Source organism: Micromonospora aridisoli (assembly GCF_056150025.1).
On sequence record NZ_JAXCFK010000008.1, the window covers coordinates 107,233 to 123,801 of the forward strand.

Here is a 16,569-nt window from a genome sequence, read left to right on the forward strand (position 1 = left end):
CGCCGTAAGCCGCCATAATCCTCCCTCATCCTTACCGCTGCGCGCCGGGTACGCCGACCCGCGGCGATATGTCCGACGTCACCCCGGCGAACGGATCGACCCCGCTCGCCGCGCTCGAGCCGCGACCGGACCGCACCGGCATATGATCACTGTCATGCCGCGGTACGCCCGATCGGAGCGCGAGGCGCTCGCCGAGCTGATGTCCGCCCTGGGGCCGGAGGCCCCGACGCTCAACGAGGGCTGGACGACCCGTGACCTCGCCGCGCACCTGGTGGTCCGGGAGCGTCGCCTGGACGCCGCGCCGGGCATCTTCATTCCGCCACTGCGGGGATACGCCGAACGGGTACGGCGTCAGGTCGCCGCCCTCGACTGGGCCGAGCTGGTCGGCCAGGTGCGGCGTCCTCCGGTCTGGAGCCCGGTGAGCAACCCGCTGACCGACGAGCTGGCCAACACGCTGGAGTTCTTCATCCACCACGAGGACGTGCGCCGTGCCCAGGCCGGCTGGCGGCCCCGGGAGCTGCCGATGGGGCTGGAGCGGGCGCTGTGGCGACGCGTGTCGGCCGTGGGCCGGCTGGCCCTGCGCCGGTTCCCCGCCCACCTGCTCGTCCAGGCACCCGGACACGGCGAGGTGGCCACCGGCCGCGGCGGTGAACCGCTGCGACTGGTCGGCACGCCCGGTGAGGTGGCCCTGTTCCTGACCGGCCGGCAGCGCGCGACGCGGGTGCAGATCGACGGCTCCCCCGCCCTGGCCGACCGTCTACGCACCGCCGAACTGGGCTTCTAACCCTCTGTGCGGAACCGGTCACGGCGAAATCCGAAACGTTACTCGGCTCATCGACCGACCACCGTCGGTGCTCCCGTACGCTGTCCGCGCCGCCTCGTGGGGGGGCGGCGCGACAGGGAGCGCCGATGCGGAGCTTTGCGGTCTCGGCCCTGCGAGAGCCCCCGTTCTCCGGCGTCCGGCACGGCGATACCGAACGGGTGGCCCGGGAGAGCGCGGACTGGGCGCAGGAGCTGGGCCTGATCAGTAACGGGCAGCGGTTGCACCGGGCGGACGCCGCCGGGCTCGCCGGTCGGGCCTGCCCGCAGGCCCCACTGGAGCGTCTACGCCTGCTGACCGACCTGATCTCCTGGCTGTTCGTGATGGACGACGCCTGCGACGAGGACGGGTTGGGTGACGACCCGACCCGGCTCGCGCCGACCGTGGCCGCCCTGATGGACGTGCTGGACCGCCACGGCGGACCGGGCCCGGTGCCACCCGGCGCGGCCGGGACGCTGGCCCTCGGCCTGGCCGATCTGTGCCAGCGGGTACGCAGCCACCGACGTCCGGCCGTGCTGCTGCGTTTCGTCGCCGGAATGCGCGAGTACCTGCTCGCGCTGCTGTGGGAGGCGGCCAACCGGGAGCACGAACGGGTCCCGCCGGTCGACGAGTACATCCAGATGCGCCGGCACACCGGCGCGGTCTACCCCAGTTTCACCCTGACCGACCTGGCCCTGGACGGTTTTCCGCCGGCCGCCCGCCGGGCCGATCCCGGGTGGGCCACCCTGGAGAACCTCGCCGCCGACCTGATCTGCTGGTGCAACGATGTCTTCTCCTACGGCAAGGAACACCAGGGCGGCCCAGACGCACACAACCTGATCACCGTGCTGACCAGGGAGACCGGCGACGAGTCGGCGGCGCTACGGGCCGCCGCCGACCGGTTCAACGACCGGCTCAGCGCCTACCTCAGGGCCGAGGCCGACCTGTTGGCCAGCCACGGCGACGCGGTACGCCCGGCGCTGGACACCCGGCGGAACTGGATCCGGGCCACCTACGACTGGTCACGGGCCGCGGCGCGCTACGCGTGAGACAAACATTCCACCTGGCGGGAACGCGCTGGTGGATGATCGTCAGGGCTAGCCGACGCCCGGGCACAGGCAATACCCTTCGGTAACGAACACCGACCGTGACGACCGTCACGCCTCCACCCCCGAAGGCGGCTACAGCGATGGCTCTCGATGTACCGTACCGTTCCATTCCTGACATGTTCCTCAAGCGCGTGGCGGCGACCCCCGACCGCCACGCTTTCGCCCACCCCGGTGCCGACGGACCGGTCTGGCTGACCTGGGAGCAGGTGTCCCAGCGGGCCAAGGCGGTCGCCGCCGGCCTGCACGGCCTGGGCGTCGGTCAGGAGGACCGGGTGGCGATCCTGGCGAACACCCGACTCGAATGGGTGATCGCCGACTTCGGCATCATGTGCGCCAGCGGCGCCACGACCACGGTCTATCCGACCACCGAGCCCGAGGACGCCACCTACATCATCTCCGATTCCGGCTCCAAGGTGCTGTTCGCGGAGAACCCGGACCAGGCGGCGAAGATCGCCGGGGCGCAGTTGCCCGCGCTGACCCACGTGGTCCTCTTCGACGGTGCCCCCGACCCGTCCGCGGCGGTGCCCCAGCTGACCCTCGCCCAGTTGGAGGAGCAGGGCGCACAGCGACTCGCCGAGGACCCGGAGCTGATCGAGCGGCTGGTCGCCGACATCGGCCCGGACCACCTGGCCACCCTGATCTACACCTCCGGCACGACCGGCCGCCCCAAGGGCGTCGAGCTGCTGCACGGCGGCTGGTGCTGGGAGGGTGTGGCGCAGGAGGCGGTCGGGCTGCTGCGCGACGACGACCTGCAGTATCTCTGGCTCCCGCTCTCCCACTCGTTCGGTAAGACGCTGCTCTGCGGCGCCACGCACGTCGGCCTGCCCACGTACGTCGACGGCCGGGTCGACAAGCTCGTCGAGCTGCTCTCGGTGGTCCGCCCGACGCTGATGTGCGGCGCTCCCCGGGTCTTCGAGAAGGTCTACAACAAGTCGGTCACCACCGCGCAGGACGCCGGTGGCGCGAAGGCGAAGATCTTCGCCTGGGCGGTCGGTGTCGGCAAGGAGAAGGTCGCTCTGGAGCAGGCCGGCAAGCCGGTGCCGGGCGGGCTCAAGCTCAAGTACGCGGTGGCGGAGAAGCTGGTCTTCAGCAAGCTCCAGGCCCGTCTCGGCGGCCGGATCCGGGTGCTGGTCTCCGGCGCCGCGCCGCTCAGCCCGGAGATCGCCACCTTCTTCGCCGCGGCGAACCTGCCCATCTCCGAGGGTTACGGGCTGACCGAGAGCAGCGCCGGCAACTTCGTCAACCCGCCGGACGGGCTGCGGATCGGCACCGTCGGCAAGGCCATGGGCGACCTCGAGTGCCGCATCGACACCGACGGCGAGATCCTGATCAAGGGCCGGCCGGTGATGCGCGGCTACCACAACCTGCCCGAGGAGACCGCCGCCGCCTTCACCGAGGACGGCTTCTTCCGTACCGGCGACATCGGCAGCCTCGACGACGACGGCTACCTGCGCATCACCGACCGCAAGAAGGACCTGGTCAAGACCTCCGGCGGCAAGTACGTCGCACCGTCGCACATCGAGGGCATGTTCAAGGCCACCTGCCCGTACACCTCGCAGGCGGTGGTGATCGGCCAGGCCCGCAACTTCTGCACCATGCTGGTGACCCTGGACCCGGACGCCATCACCGGTTGGGCGGCCGGCACCCCGCTGGAGGGTCGCCCCTACGCCGAGATCGTCGCCTCCCCCGAGGCCCAGGCCATGGTCGAGGAGTACGTCGCCCAGCTCAACCAGAAGCTGAACCGCTGGGAGACCATCAAGAAGGTCACCATCCTGCCGCGTGACCTGACCATCGAGGACGGCGAGATCACCCCCTCGCTCAAGATCAAGCGCCGCGGGGTGGAGAACAACTTCTCCGCCGAGATCGACAAGATGTACGCCGGCACCGTCGCCGAGATCTGACGACCTGCCGCCGCCGGCCCCGTACCCGTCTCCGCGGGTACGGGGCCGACGCGTACCCGGGCGGCGCGGTCACAGGTGGCGCCCACGCCAGGTGGTCTGCTCGGCCTCGGCGGCCAACTGCTCCGCCAACGCCACCTCGCGCACCCGCCGACGCAGGCCCGCGTCCGCCAGTGTCTGCACCACGACGGCGGCCAGCACGACCGCCGTCAGCAGCCCCAGCGCGGCCAGCTCCGGCACCCGGGCGGCGACCGGGAACAGCGCTCCCAGCAGGGCTACCCCGGTGAGCGTCGGCCACCGTGACAGCCGCAGCACCCGCCGGCCCAGCACCACCAGCGTGAGCAGGTAGAGCGCCACCCCGCCGTGCAGGACCAGCAGGTCGAACGTCTGGAGCCGGGCGCCACCGACCGGGACGTCCGGGTCGCCGGCCCCACCGAGCAGCCCCTTGAGGCCGAGGGCGAACAGCACCGGGCCGGCGACCAACGGCAGGTGCAGATAGGTGTAGACGTCCCGGGCCAACCGGGCCCGCGCCGACGGTTCCCGGGTGCGGTGCAGCGCCTGTTCCAGCGCCAGGGCGAGCGTGTCGAAGTACGCCCACCACAGCCCCGCCACCACCGCCACCCCGAGCGTCGCCGCGATCAGCACCGGCCAGCTCAGCGGCAGCTCGGCGGCGAACCCGTTCCCGACTCCCAGCGCGATGATCGTCTCGCCGAGGGCCACCAGCACGATCAGGGCGTGCCGCTCCGCCCAGTGGCCGGCCGACAACACCGTCCAGCCGGTCCCGCGCAGCGCCAGCGCGGCCGTGTAGTCGACCACGAGGGCGGCGACCCAGAGCATCAGCCGTAGCCCGACCTCGCCGGATTCGTCGGCCAGCCGCTGCGGCACCAGCGCGGCCGCCAGCACCAGCGCACCGACGACCACCCCTCGGCCCAGTACGCCCAGGAAACGACGGCGCAGCTGGCGGTCGGCCCGGGCCAGCCAGGCGAAGACCGCCACCGGCAGGGCGCGGACGATGAAGTAGCAGACGGCGAAGACCAACGGGCCGGGCAGCCCGCCGGTCAGCTCGCGGAAGGCCTGGGGCATGGCCAGGGTGAACAGGAAGACCACGGCCATGGTGGCGAACGCGATGAACGGCAGGACGCCCTGGTCGGTACGGACCGCGTTGCCGAGTGCGGCGAATCCGGCCCAGGCCCACCAGAGCAGGGCCAGCACGATCAGGCACTGGGCCAGGCCGCGCGGGGTGGGGTTCTCCGCGGTGAGCGTGGTGACGTTGATGAAGGCGAAGACGAAGACCAGGTCGTAGAAGAGCTCGAGGCGCGTGGTGCGTGACCCCGGGGCACCGGGTCGCACCCCGCGCGACCATCGCACCCCGCTGACGCTGTCCACCCCGGCAGTCTGCCCGTCACCGCCGGGCGGCCGTCGCGAATCGTCCGGATCCGCCCGCCGGTCCCGCCCGCCATGCCAGGTGGCACCGGCGACGCCTGCTCAGGCGATGACGCTGGGCTCCCGCCACCGGGGCTGCCCCGCCCGGTCCAGGTCGTAGCGGACCGCGGCGATCCGACCGACCGCCTCCACCAGGTCGTTCGCCGGCAGGGTGAACGGCAGTCGCAGGAAGCGCTCCAGCGTGCCGTCCAGGCCGAAACGGGGCCCGGGGGCCAGGCGTACGCCGACCTCCTCGGCCGCCCGCGCCAGGGCGCTGGAGATCGGCCCGTCCAGCTCGGCCCAGAGCGTCACCCCACCGGGCGGCACGGTGACCCGCCACTCCGGCAGCCGGGCGGCCAGCGCGCCGAGCAACGCGTCCCGCTGCACCGCCAGTTGTGCCCGCCGGGCGGCCACGATGGCCGGCGCGGCGTCCAGCAGGTGCACCGCGACGAGCTGGTCCAGCACCGGGCTGGACATGTCGACACCGACCCGCGCCGCGGCCAGCCGCTGCACCTGGGGTGCCGAGGCGCGGATCCAGCCGATCCGGAGCCCGCCCCAGAACGGCTTGCTCATGCCGCCGATGCTGACCACCCGGGAGTGCCGGTCGAAGCTGGCCGTCGGCGGCGGCACCGCGGTGCCGTCCAACGGCAGGTCCACGAAGGACTCGTCGATCACGAGGTCGGTGCCGACCGCGTGCGCGGTGGCCACCAGCCGCTCCCGCAGCTCGGCCGGCATCAGGTACCCGGTCGGGTTCTGGAAATCAGGGATCAGGTACCCGACCCGGGGTCGTACCTGCCGCAGGGTGCCCAGCAGCAGGTCCGCGTCCCACCCGCCGGTGTCGGCCGTCATGCCGTAGGTGGTGATCCTGGCCCGCCGCGCGGCCAGCGCCGCGAGCGCGTTGGGGTAGCTCGGCGACTCGACCAGCACACCGCCGCCCGGCGCGAGCGCCAGCCGCAGGACCAGGTCCAAAGCGTGCTGCGTGCCGTTGGTGACCATGATCTGGTCGGGTGAGGTGGGCAGGCCCCGCTCGGTGTACCGCTGGGCGACCGCCTCCCGCAGCTCGATGATGCCGATCGGGTGGTATCCGGCACCGGTGAGGTAACGGGGCAGGTCCTCCGCCGCCGCACGGGCCGCCGGCAGCAGCTCGGGCGGGGCGGCTAGGGCCGCCACCCCGAGGTCGAGCATGTCCCGGTCGTCCAGCGGGATCCAGAGCCCGTTGGGCGCCACCCGGTGCGTCCCCGGCAGCATCGTCCAGCTTCCGGCGCCCCGCCGGCTGGCCAGGTGCCCGCTGTCGCGCAGTTCCCGATAGGCGGCGGTGACGGTGGTACGGCTGATCCGTAGCGCCTCGGCCAGGTCCCGCTCGGCCGGCAGGCGCACACCCAGCGGTAACCGTCCGTCGGCCAGCAGGCCACGCACGGCCCCGGCCAGCGCGGCGTAGTCGGGGTTGCGACGGCGGCCGGGCAGGGCATGCCACTGCCCGAGCAACCGGGCCAATTGGACCCCACGCACCTGACTCACCATGGCCACTCCCCCGATATTGGCTCTATCGTGCCGCCAATTGGCACCTACAGTGGCATGCGTGGCAATGATTGGCAACCTCCGGCACCGGCCGGTCCGACGGCTGACGCACCTGTTCGTCGGGCTCGTCCTCTACGGCTTCAGCATGGCGCTGATGATCCGCTCCGGACTCGGGTTGAACCCGTGGGACGTCTTCCACCAGGGGTTGTCCCGGCTGACCGGGCTGAGCATGGGCACGGTGGTCATCGCGGTGGGCGCGCTGGTGCTGCTGACCTGGGTCCCGCTGCGCCAGCGCCCCGGCCTCGGCACGGTCGCGAACGTCGTGGTGATCGGCCTCGCGGTCGACGCGACCCTGGCCCTGCTGCCGCCCGGCGGGCCCCTCCCGCTGCGGATTCTGCTCCTGGTGGCCGGCATCGTCGGCAACGGCGCGGCCACCGCGCTCTACCTCGGCGCGCGGCTCGGCCCCGGCCCACGGGACGGGCTGATGACCGGTCTCGTCGCCCGCCGCCCCGGCCGATCACTACGCCTGGTCCGCACCGTCATCGAAATCGGCGTGCTGGCCGCGGGAGCGCTGCTCGGCGGCACGGTCGGCATCGGCACCGTCGCCTACGCGCTGGCCATCGGACCGTTGGCCCAGCTCTTCCTGCCCCTGTTCGACGTCGCCGAACCGACCCCGCCGGCGCCGGAACGGATCGAGCCGGCACCGGCCACCTGACCGCCACCACCCATAGCGGATCGGGTCAGCTTCGTCCACCCGCATTGACTGTCGGCAATAATGACGCCACTCACGGTCGCAGTGCGGCGATCGGTGTTTTCCTGAAGCCGGGTCGCCCGGCAGAATCTCCGCATGGGGGACAACGCCTGGCGTCGTACCGACGCATGGATCTTCGTCTCGCTGGTGATCGCCAGCGGCGCCGGACGCCACCGACGGTCCACGACCACCCGCCGCCCCGAGGGCGTACGCCTCGCCGACGTGCTCTCCACGGCCGACCACCTCGACCAGAGCATCCCCGAACGGCACGACATCGAGGAGGCCATCCGCCGGCTGCTCGGCGCCGGGCTGGTCGACGTCGCCGACGGCTGGTTCCGGATCACCCCCGACGGTGAGCGCCTCTGGCGCTCGCGGCCCAGCGCCGGGTTGGCCACCACCGTCGACACGGTGCAGGGTGTGCTCAGCCGTCGACACGCGCCGGTCGCCGCCGACTGGCACCTCGACGAGCAGGAGCACGCCGCCGCCGTGCAGGAGTACCTGGTGCGCTCCATCCCGATGCCCCGACGCTCCCCCGAGGGGCACTCCGGCCGCGGCTGACCGGCGGCCGGAGCGGCCGCGACGCGCGGCGGGGACGGACGTCAGCGCACGGGGTGTCCGGCGCCGCGCAGCACGTCCTTGACCTCCGCCACGGTCAGCTCCCCGAAGTGGAAGACGCTGGCGGCCAGCACCGCGTCGGCACCGGCACCGATCGCCGGAGGGAAGTGGGCCGCCTCGCCCGCGCCGCCGCTGGCCACCACCGGCACGTCCACCACCCGGCGCACCGCGCCGATGAGTTCGAGGTCGAAGCCGGCCTTCGTGCCGTCGGCGTCCATCGAGTTGAGCAGGATCTCGCCGGCTCCCAGCTCGGCGCCGCGCCGGGCCCATTCCACGGCGTCCAGGCCGGTGCCGCGCCGGCCGCCGTGGGTGGTCACCTCGAAGCCGCTGGACGTGGTGCCCGCCGGTGCCCGCCGCACGTCGAGCGAGAGCACCAGCACCTGCCGACCGAAGCGCTCCGCGATCTCCGCGAGCAGCCCCGGTCGGGCGATCGCCGCCGTGTTCACGCCGATCTTGTCGGCACCGGCACGCAGCAGCGTGTCCACGTCCGCCACCGTCCGGACCCCACCGCCGACGGTCAGCGGGATGAAGACCGACTCCGCCGTGCGTCGGACCACGTCGAGCATCGTGCCCCGGTCGCTGGCGGAGGCGGTCACGTCGAGGAAGGTCAGCTCGTCGGCACCCGCCCGGTCGTACGCGGCGGCCAGCTCCACCGGGTCGCCCGCGTCGCGCAGGTCGAGGAAGTTGACGCCCTTGACCACCCGTCCCGCGTCCACGTCGAGACAGGGGATCACCCGTACCGCCACCGTCATGTGCCGAGCCTATCGCCGCGCGTGCCACGGCCGCCGGAGCGGCCGGGCCGACATCCTGAGCCGCGGGTCACAGGCGCACCAGCATCTTGCCGAGGTTCTCGCCCCGCAGCAGGCCGAGGAAGGCCGCGGGGGCGTTCTCCAGTCCGTCGACGATCGTCTCGTCGTACGACAGGGTGCCCTCACGCAGCCAGCCGGAGACCTCCCGGACGAACTGCTCGCGCAGGTGTCCGTGGTCGCTGACCAGGAAGCCACGCAGGGTCAGCCGCTTGCCAATGACCTGGGCCAGGTTGCGCGGGGCGGCCGGTGCCTCGGTGTCGTTGTACTGCGCGATCATGCCGCAGATCGCCGCCCGGCCGTGCAGGTTCATCGCCGAGATGGCGGCCTCCAGGTGCTCGCCGCCGACGTTGTCGAAGTAGACGTCGACGCCGTCGGGAGCGGCTGCCCGCAGCAGGTCGCGGACCGGGCCGTCGTGGTAGTCGAACGCGGCGTCGAAGCCGAGCGCCCGGAGCCGCTCGACCTTGGCCGCCGACCCGGCGCTGCCGATCACCCGGCCGGCACCGCGGAGCCGGGCGATCTGGCCGACCATGCTGCCCACCGCGCCGGCCGCGCCGGAGACGAAGACGGTCTCGCCCGGGCGCATCGCGGCCACCTCCAGCAGCCCCGCGTACGCGGTCAGCCCGGTCATGCCGAGCACCCCGAGGTAGGCGGTCACCGGCGCGAGGCCCGGCTCGACCTTCCGGGCGGCCTTCGCCTCGACCAGCGCGTAGTCCCGCCAGCCGAGGCCGTGCAGCACGGTGTCGCCCGGGGCGATGCCGTCGGTCCCGCCGCTGACCACCTCGCCGACCGCCCCGCCGTCCAGCGGGGCGTCCAGGGCGAACGGCGGCACGTAGGACCGCACGTCGTTCATCCGTCCGCGCATGTACGGGTCCACCGACATGTACCGGTTGCGGACGAGCAACTGCCCCGGACCCGGCGTCGGCACCTCGGTGGTGACCAGCCGGAAATTGTCCTCGGTGGGCCAGCCCTGCGGACGCGAGGCCAGGTGGATCTCACGGTTGGTGGGCACGGGAGTGTCCTTCCTCTGCCGTCGGGCGGTCACGGCGGACCGGGGCGGGGGCCCGGTCCGGAATCACGGCCGGGCGAGCACCTCCAGGGCCTGCGCCACGGTGAACGCCCCCGCGTAGAGCGCCTTGCCGGCGATGACACCCTCCACGCCGACCGGCTCCAGGGTGGCCAGCGCGCGCAGGTCGTCGAGGGTGGAGACGCCGCCGGAGGCGATCACCGGGGCGTCGGTGCGGGCGCACACCTCGCGCAGCAGGTCCAGGTTCGGCCCGCGCATGGTGCCGTCCTTGGTGATGTCGGTGACCACGTACCGGGAGGCGCCCGCCTTGTCCAGCCGCTCCAGCACCTCGTACAGGTCGCCACCGTCCCGGGTCCAGCCCCGGGCGGCGAGGGTCCGACCCCGCACGTCCAGCCCGATCGCGACGCGGTCGCCGTACTCCGCGCAGACCCGGTCGCACCACTGCGGGTCCTCCAGGGCGGCGGTGCCGATGTTCACCCGCTCGGCGCCGGTGGCCAGCGCGGCACGCAGCGAGGCGTCGTCCCGGATACCGCCGGACAGCTCCACCCGGACGTCCAGGCGGCGCACCACCTCGGCGAGCAGCTCGGCGTTGGAGCCCCGGCCGAACGCGGCGTCGAGGTCGACCAGGTGGATCCACTCGGCGCCGTCACGCTGCCACGCCAGCGCGGCCTCCAACGGGTCGCCGTAGGTGGTCTCGCTGCCCGCGGCACCCTGCACGAGACGGACGGCCTGGCCGTCGGCGACGTCCACGGCGGGCAACAGGGTGAGGCTCATGTGTCTTGTCCCTCTCGCATGGTCAACGGCGGTCCAGGGCGATCACCACGATCACCGGCAGTACGAGCAGCAGCAGCAGGATCAGCCCGACACGCAGGGCCAGGTCCGGCACGAACACCCAGATCAGGGTGATCGCGGCCAGGGCGAGCGCCACGATGGCGGCCCGCTCCCCCCGCGAATACCTCAGCAGCCGCCCCGTGCGACCACGACGCACCGTCGGCACCACGCGGCGGACCAGCGCACGACGCCGGGCCCGGCGGGCGGTGGCGCGCTCACGCAGCACCCGCTGCCGCGCCGCCTCCGCCTCCCGGGCAGCCCGACGTCGGGCCCGCTCCCTGCTCACCGTGGCTCCCGACGGTCGCCGCCCACCGGGTCAGTCACCGGCGGGCACGGTGGCCAGCCAGTTGCGCAGCAACGCGGCACCGGTGTCGGCGGACTTCTCGGGGTGGAACTGGGCGGCCGACAGCGCGCCCCGTTCCACCGCCGCGACGAAGTCGCAGTCGTGGTGGGCCGTGGTCACCTTCGCCCCGGCAGCGGTCAGCGCGGCGGCGTCACCGACGGCGTACGAGTGGACGAAGTAGAACCGGCTGTCGGCGGGCAGGCCGGCGAAGAGGACGGAGCCGACCGGCGCCTGCACGGTGTTCCAGCCCATGTGCGGCAGCCGGGCGGCCGCGAGCCGGGTCACCGTACCCGGCAACAGGCCGAGCCCCTTGGTGACCACCCCGTGTTCGTCGCCGGACTCGAAGAGGATCTGCATGCCCACGCAGATGCCCAGCACCGGCCTGCCGGCGGCGACCCGCCCGGCGATCACCGGGCCGGCGCCGACCGCCTCGATGCCGGCCATGCAGGCGGCGAAGGCACCGACCCCGGGAACCACCAGACCGTCGGCGTCGGCCGCGGCGGCGAGGTCACCGGTGACCAGCACGTCGGCACCGGCCGCGGCCAGCGCGCGCTCGGCGGAACGCAGGTTGCCCGAGCCGTAGTCGAGCACCACGATCCGGCGCCGCCCGTTCGGGGCCGCCACACCGCCTGCCCGGCCGGTCACGACCCGTCCCCGGGCAGCAGCCAGAGCACGCCCGCGGCGGTGGCCAGCATGGCCAGCAGCGCGGTGACCACCACCGCGCCGCGCGGTGCTCCCTGCCGGTGCAGGGAGAGCGTTCCGCCGACCAGCACGCCGGCCAGGATCAGCAGCAACGTGGGCAGGATGCCGCTCATCGGCGGCACCTCCGCCGCCCCGTGAGCGGGCCCGTCACAACGCCCCCTTAGTGCTGGGAATCGCCCCGGCGGCCGTCGGGTCCACCGCGGTGGCCTCCCGCAGCGCCCGGGAAACCGCCTTGAACTGTGCCTCCACCACGTGGTGGGCGTCCGGGTGCCCGCCCGGGCGGGCCGCCCGCAGCACGTCCACGTGCAGGGTGATCCGGGCCGCCTGGCCGAAGGACTCCCAGATGTGCCGGGTCATGCTGGTCGGGTACACCGGGCCGATGTACGGCGCCAGGGCCGGCTCGTCGTGCACCACGTACGGCCGGCCGGAGAGGTCGACGGCCGCCCGGACCAGCACCTCGTCCATGGGCACGGTGGCCGAACCGTACCGACGGATGCCCGCCTTGTCCCCCAGCGCCTGGTCGAACGCCGCACCGAGGGCCAGCGCGGTGTCCTCCATCGTGTGGTGCGCATCGATCTCCAGGTCACCCACGGTTCGTACGGTCAGGTCGAAGCCGCCGTGCCGGGCGATCTGGTGCAGCATGTGGTCGTAGAAACCGACCCCGGTGCTGATCTCGGCCACTCCGGTGCCGTCGAGGTCGACCTCGACCAGGACCTTGGTCTCCTTGGTGATCCGCTCCACCCGGGCGGTCCGGCTCATGTCAGCTTCTCCATCGCAGTGAGGAACGCGTCGGTCTCGGCGGCGGTACCGGCGGTCACCCGCAGCCAGCCGGGCAGGCCGACGTCACGTACCAGCACCCCGTGGTCCAGCAGGGTCCGCCAGGCGACCGTCTGGTCACCGCCCACCTCGTACAGCACGAAATTGGCGTCGCTGTCGGCGACCCGCAGGCCGCGGCGACGCAGTTCGGTGACGATGCGGTCGCGTTGTTCCATGATCTCGGCAACCGTACCGAGCAGGACGTCGCGGTGCGCCAGCGCGGCCCGCGCGGCGGCCTGGGTGAGCGCGGAGAGGTGATACGGCAGTCGGACCAGTTGCACCGCCGCCACCACCGCCGGGTCGGCGGCCAGGTAACCCAGCCGACCACCGGCGAACCCGAACGCCTTGCTCATCGTCCTGGTCACCACCAGCCGTGGCTGCCCGGGCAGCACCGCCAGGGCGCTGACCGTGCCCGGGCGGGCGAACTCCGCGTAGGCCTCGTCCACCACCACCATGCCGGGCGCGACGTCGAGCACCGCCGCGACCACCGTCGGGTCGAGCGCCGTGCCGGTGGGGTTGTTCGGCGAGCAGAGGAAGATCACGTCCGGCTGGTGCTCGCGGACCTGCGCGACCGCCTCGTCGGCGGTCAGCCCGAAGTCGACGCCCCGGCGGGCGGGCACCCACCGGGTGCCGGTGCCGAGCGCCAGCAGGGGATGCATCGAGTAGGCCGGAGTGAACCCGAGCGCGCTGCGCCCCGGCCCGCCGAACGCCTGGAGCAGCTGCTGCTGGATCTCGTTGGAGCCGTTGGCCGCCCACACCCCGTCGACGGTGAGCCCGTGGCCGAGATACCCGGCCAGATCGGCACGCAACGCCAGCGCGTCCCGGTCCGGGTAACGGTTGAGGTCACGCAGCTCCGCCGCGAGGGCCTTGCCGATCGCCTCGGTCACCGCCTCCGGCAGCGGGTGGGAGTTCTCGTTGGTGTTCAGCCGCACCGGCACGTCCAACTGCGGCGCGCCGTACGGCGACAGCCCTCGCAGATCGTCGCGGATGGGCAGGTCGTCCAGGCTGGTCAAGACGCACCTCCGGGGAAGCGGGCGGTGACCGCCTGGCCGTGCGCCGGCAGGTCCTCCACGTTCGCCAGGGTCACCACGTGGCCGGCGACCTCCCGCAGCGCCTCCTCGGTGTACTCCACCACGTGCACGCCGCGCAGGAACGACTGCACCGACAGCCCGGACGAGTGCCGGGCGCATCCCCCGGTGGGCAGCACGTGGTTGGAGCCGGCGCAGTAGTCACCCAGCGACACCGGCGAGTACGCGCCCACGAAGACCGCGCCGGCGTTGCGTACCCGCATCGCCCACTGGCGCGCGTCGGCGGTCTGGATCTCCAGGTGCTCGGCCGCGTACGCGTCGACCACCCGCAGCCCCGCCGCCAGGTCGTCGACCAGCACCACGCCGCTCTGCTCGCCGGTCAGCGCGGTGCCGATCCGCTCGGCGTGCTTGGTGGCCGGCACCAGCCGGGCCAGCTCCCGGTCCACCGCGTCGGCCAGTGCGACCGACGGGGTGACCAGCACGCTGGCCGCGAGCGGGTCGTGCTCGGCCTGGCTGATCAGGTCGGCGGCGACGTGCACCGGGTCGGCGGTGTCGTCGGCCAGGATCGCGATCTCGGTCGGGCCGGCCTCCGCGTCGATGCCGACCACGCCGCGCAGCAGCCGCTTGGCGGCGGTGACCCAGATGTTGCCCGGGCCGGTGATCATGTCCACCGGGGCGCAGTGGGCGGTGCCGGCGGCGTCGACGGCACAGCCGTACGCCAGCATCGCCACGGCCTGGGCACCGCCGACGGCGTACACCTCGTCGACGCCGAGCAACGCGCAGGCGGCGAGCACCCGCGCATCGGGCAGGCCGCCGTTCTCCTGCTGCGGCGGGCTGGCCACCACCAGCGACCGGACGCCGGCAGCCTGGGCGGGCACCACGTTCATCACCACGGTCGACGGGTACATCGCCAGCCCGCCGGGGACGTAGAGGCCGACGCGGTCCACCGGGATCCACCGCTCGGTGACCGTGCCGCCCGGCACCACCTGCGTGGTGTGGTCCACCCGGCGCTGGTCGGCGTGCACCCGACGGGCTCGGGCGATCGACTCCAGCAGCGCCGCCCGGACCTGGTCGTCCAGCGTGCCCTCCGCCGCCGCGATGGCCTCCGCCGGTACCCGCAGCACCTCCGGGGCGACCCCGTCGAAGCGCTCGCTGGCCTCGCGGACCGCCGGGTAGCCATGCTCACGCACCGCCGCGACGATCGGGCGGATGCGCTCGACAGCCACCGACACGTCGAGCTGGGCACGAGGCAGCAGGTGGCGCGGGTCACGCCCGCCACCGCGCAGGTCGATCCGGTTCAACACGCCTGCGAGTCTAGGCGGCCGTCGACCGGGCCGGCCGCTGCCGCCCGCTGTCCGAGACGGTGAGCCGGGACACGCCGCCGACCGCCGATCGGGCTACGCTTGATCACGTGACCGCACGGCTGCCGGTGTTCCCGCTCGCCACGGTGCTCTTTCCCGGGCTCGTGCTGCCGCTGCACATCTTCGAGGAGCGCTACCGCGCCCTGGTCCGGCACCTGGTCGGGCTGCCCGAGGGCACCCCACGCGAGTTCGGGGTGGTGGCCATCCGCAGTGGCTGGGAGGTCGATCCCGGTGCCGGGCGCGCCGTGCCCGGGGCCGGGGAGGTCACCCTGCACGAGGTGGGCTGCACGGCCGAGCTGCGGCAGGTCACCGAGCTGGACGACGGGGGCTTCGACATCGTCACCGTGGGGCGGCGGCGGTTCCGGGTGGGTGACGTCGACCGCGACTCCGCCCCGTACCTGACCGCCGAGGTCCAGTGGTTGCCGGAGCCGGACGGCCCGGACGAGGCCGCCAACGTGCTGGCGGCCCGGGTGATCGCCGTCTTCCGGCAGTACCTCGGCCTGATCCGGGCCGAGGCCGGGCAGCTGACCGAGCAGCTGCCCGAGGATCCGACGGTGCTCTCCCACCTGGTCGCCGCAACGGCGGCGCTGACCCTGACCGACCGCCAGCGGCTGCTCGCCATCGACGGTACGGCCGCCCGGTTGCGCGCCGAGCTGCACCTGCTCAACCGCGAGGCGGCTCTGCTGCGCCAGGTGCGGGCGGTTCCGGTGCCGCTGGCTGAGCTGGCCACGCCGCCGCCGGCTCCGAACTGACCCCTGCCGGCGGTTGGGCGGTGAGCCAGGCCGTCCCGGGCTCCGGCTCGGGACGCAGTGACGGCCACCGCGACCATCCGGCGAGCAGGGTGTACGTCACCGCGGCGGCGAACGCCGGCAGCAGCAGGTTGCCGTACGGCACCGGCAGCACTCCGAGGAACAGGTCGATCCCGCCGGCCCGCAGGTCGACCGGCTTGGTGAAGCGCGTGCCGTCCGGGGCGGTGTCCAGCAGCCGCTGGTAGTCGGCCAGCCCGACCCGGCGCCCCACCTGCCAGGCGACCAGGCCGGCGGCGAGTCCACCGAGCGCCGCGACGAGCAGCCCGACCGGACCACGGTGACGGCGCAGCAGGAACCACACGGCGAGCGCGGCGAGCACTCCGAAGGCCAGTCCGAGCAGGCTGAACCACCCGTCGGCGGCGATCGGCTGCTCCGGCTGCGCCTGGCCGTACACCGCGCCGTCTCCGCTCTTGACGACGGGTGTGGCCGGGGCGACGGCCGCCCAGAGCAGCCCCAGCGGCGCCCCCAGCAGCCCCAGGACGAGCACCGCTGCCGCACCGGCCGTCGGCACCCGGCCGGGCCGGCGCCGCGGCCCGGTGGGCGACGGTGGACCGGCCACCGGCGACGGTGGCTCGGACGTCGGTGTGCCAACCGTCGGTGGGTCAGCCGTCGGTGGCGCGACCGGCGCTGCGTCGGTGGGCGGTGCGGCGGCCGACGGCGGCGGTGCGGGCGGGTCGGCGGCGGGATTGTCCGGGGTCACCCGACGATCCTCGCAGTTGCCGCCGCGAGCCGTG

The 16,569-nt window shown here is 73.5% G+C and carries 18 protein-coding genes; 6 read left to right on the plus strand and 12 right to left on the minus strand.

Annotated elements, in window-relative coordinates; all coding sequences use genetic code 11:
- Positions 1-154 precede the first annotated feature (154 nt).
- The 3 genes from SM447_RS18220 (at position 155) to SM447_RS18230 (ending at position 3,809) form a co-directional block, all read left to right on the plus strand.
- On the plus strand, positions 155-784 hold the full coding sequence (locus tag SM447_RS18220) for a TIGR03085 family metal-binding protein (RefSeq protein WP_474574018.1): 630 nt from the start codon (positions 155-157) through the stop codon (positions 782-784).
- Between the two features lie 125 nt (positions 785-909).
- Positions 910-1,848 carry a terpene synthase family protein gene (locus SM447_RS18225; protein WP_474574019.1) on the plus strand — a complete coding sequence of 313 codons (939 nt, stop codon included), beginning with the start codon at positions 910-912 and terminating at the stop codon, positions 1,846-1,848.
- A gap of 140 nt (positions 1,849-1,988) precedes the next feature.
- A complete protein-coding gene (locus tag SM447_RS18230; protein WP_474574020.1) occupies positions 1,989-3,809 on the plus strand; it encodes an AMP-dependent synthetase/ligase in 1,821 nt (606 codons plus the stop codon).
- Between the two features lie 69 nt (positions 3,810-3,878).
- Here SM447_RS18230 and SM447_RS18235 read toward each other — a convergent pair whose 3' ends face one another.
- Both SM447_RS18235 and yczR read right to left on the minus strand, forming a co-directional pair.
- Positions 3,879-5,192 (minus strand): low temperature requirement protein A, encoded by a 1,314-nt coding sequence (locus SM447_RS18235; protein WP_474574021.1) that lies wholly within the window; start codon positions 5,190-5,192, stop codon positions 3,879-3,881.
- Between the two features lie 99 nt (positions 5,193-5,291).
- The gene (yczR, locus tag SM447_RS18240) at positions 5,292-6,749 is read right to left on the minus strand and encodes a MocR-like transcription factor YczR (RefSeq protein ID WP_474574022.1); all 1,458 of its coding nucleotides are present in this window, start codon (positions 6,747-6,749) and stop codon (positions 5,292-5,294) included.
- A 58-nt stretch (positions 6,750-6,807) separates the two neighbouring features.
- On the opposite strand from yczR, the gene yczE reads away from it, so the two are divergent.
- The gene (gene yczE / locus SM447_RS18245) at positions 6,808-7,461 is read left to right on the plus strand and encodes a membrane protein YczE (protein ID WP_474574023.1); all 654 of its coding nucleotides are present in this window, start codon (positions 6,808-6,810) and stop codon (positions 7,459-7,461) included.
- Positions 7,462-7,593: 132 nt separating this feature from the next.
- Positions 7,594-8,055 (plus strand): hypothetical protein, encoded by a 462-nt coding sequence (locus SM447_RS18250; RefSeq protein WP_474574024.1) that lies wholly within the window; start codon positions 7,594-7,596, stop codon positions 8,053-8,055.
- A gap of 41 nt (positions 8,056-8,096) precedes the next feature.
- On the opposite strand, the gene hisF is transcribed toward SM447_RS18250, so the two are convergent.
- From hisF to hisD, 9 genes are all read right to left on the minus strand, one after another.
- Positions 8,097-8,864 (minus strand): imidazole glycerol phosphate synthase subunit HisF, encoded by a 768-nt coding sequence (hisF, locus tag SM447_RS18255; RefSeq protein ID WP_474574025.1) that lies wholly within the window; start codon positions 8,862-8,864, stop codon positions 8,097-8,099.
- 67 nt (positions 8,865-8,931) lie between these two features.
- Entirely contained in the window at positions 8,932-9,930 is a 999-nt protein-coding gene (locus SM447_RS18260) for an NADP-dependent oxidoreductase (protein ID WP_474574026.1), read from the minus strand.
- 63 nt (positions 9,931-9,993) lie between these two features.
- On the minus strand, positions 9,994-10,719 hold the full coding sequence (gene priA, locus SM447_RS18265; protein WP_474574027.1) for a bifunctional 1-(5-phosphoribosyl)-5-((5-phosphoribosylamino)methylideneamino)imidazole-4-carboxamide isomerase/phosphoribosylanthranilate isomerase PriA: 726 nt from the start codon (positions 10,717-10,719) through the stop codon (positions 9,994-9,996).
- 22 nt (positions 10,720-10,741) lie between these two features.
- On the minus strand, positions 10,742-11,062 hold the full coding sequence (locus SM447_RS18270; protein WP_474574028.1) for a hypothetical protein: 321 nt from the start codon (positions 11,060-11,062) through the stop codon (positions 10,742-10,744).
- A gap of 30 nt (positions 11,063-11,092) precedes the next feature.
- Entirely contained in the window at positions 11,093-11,743 is a 651-nt protein-coding gene (hisH, locus tag SM447_RS18275) for an imidazole glycerol phosphate synthase subunit HisH (protein ID WP_474574223.1), read from the minus strand.
- Between the two features lie 17 nt (positions 11,744-11,760).
- Positions 11,761-11,934, minus strand: a complete 174-nt coding sequence (locus tag SM447_RS18280) for a hypothetical protein (protein WP_474574029.1) — start codon at positions 11,932-11,934, stop codon at positions 11,761-11,763.
- Positions 11,935-11,968: 34 nt separating this feature from the next.
- A complete protein-coding gene (gene hisB, locus SM447_RS18285) occupies positions 11,969-12,580 on the minus strand; it encodes an imidazoleglycerol-phosphate dehydratase HisB (protein ID WP_474574030.1) in 612 nt (203 codons plus the stop codon).
- On the minus strand, positions 12,577-13,650 hold the full coding sequence (locus SM447_RS18290) for a histidinol-phosphate transaminase (protein ID WP_474574031.1): 1,074 nt from the start codon (positions 13,648-13,650) through the stop codon (positions 12,577-12,579). Before SM447_RS18290 ends, hisB begins: the two co-directional genes overlap by 4 nt.
- The gene (gene hisD / locus SM447_RS18295; protein ID WP_474574032.1) at positions 13,647-14,969 is read right to left on the minus strand and encodes a histidinol dehydrogenase; all 1,323 of its coding nucleotides are present in this window, start codon (positions 14,967-14,969) and stop codon (positions 13,647-13,649) included. Before hisD ends, SM447_RS18290 begins: the two co-directional genes overlap by 4 nt.
- 107 nt (positions 14,970-15,076) lie before the next feature.
- Between hisD and SM447_RS18300 the strand changes: the two genes are divergently transcribed.
- On the plus strand, positions 15,077-15,778 hold the full coding sequence (locus tag SM447_RS18300) for an LON peptidase substrate-binding domain-containing protein (protein ID WP_474574033.1): 702 nt from the start codon (positions 15,077-15,079) through the stop codon (positions 15,776-15,778).
- Here SM447_RS18300 and SM447_RS18305 read toward each other — a convergent pair.
- Positions 15,690-16,535: a DUF2567 domain-containing protein gene (locus SM447_RS18305; RefSeq protein ID WP_474574034.1), complete on the minus strand. Its 846-nt coding sequence runs from the start codon at positions 16,533-16,535 to the stop codon at positions 15,690-15,692. The genes SM447_RS18300 and SM447_RS18305 overlap by 89 nt on opposite strands.
- Between the last annotated feature and the right edge of the window lie 34 nt (positions 16,536-16,569).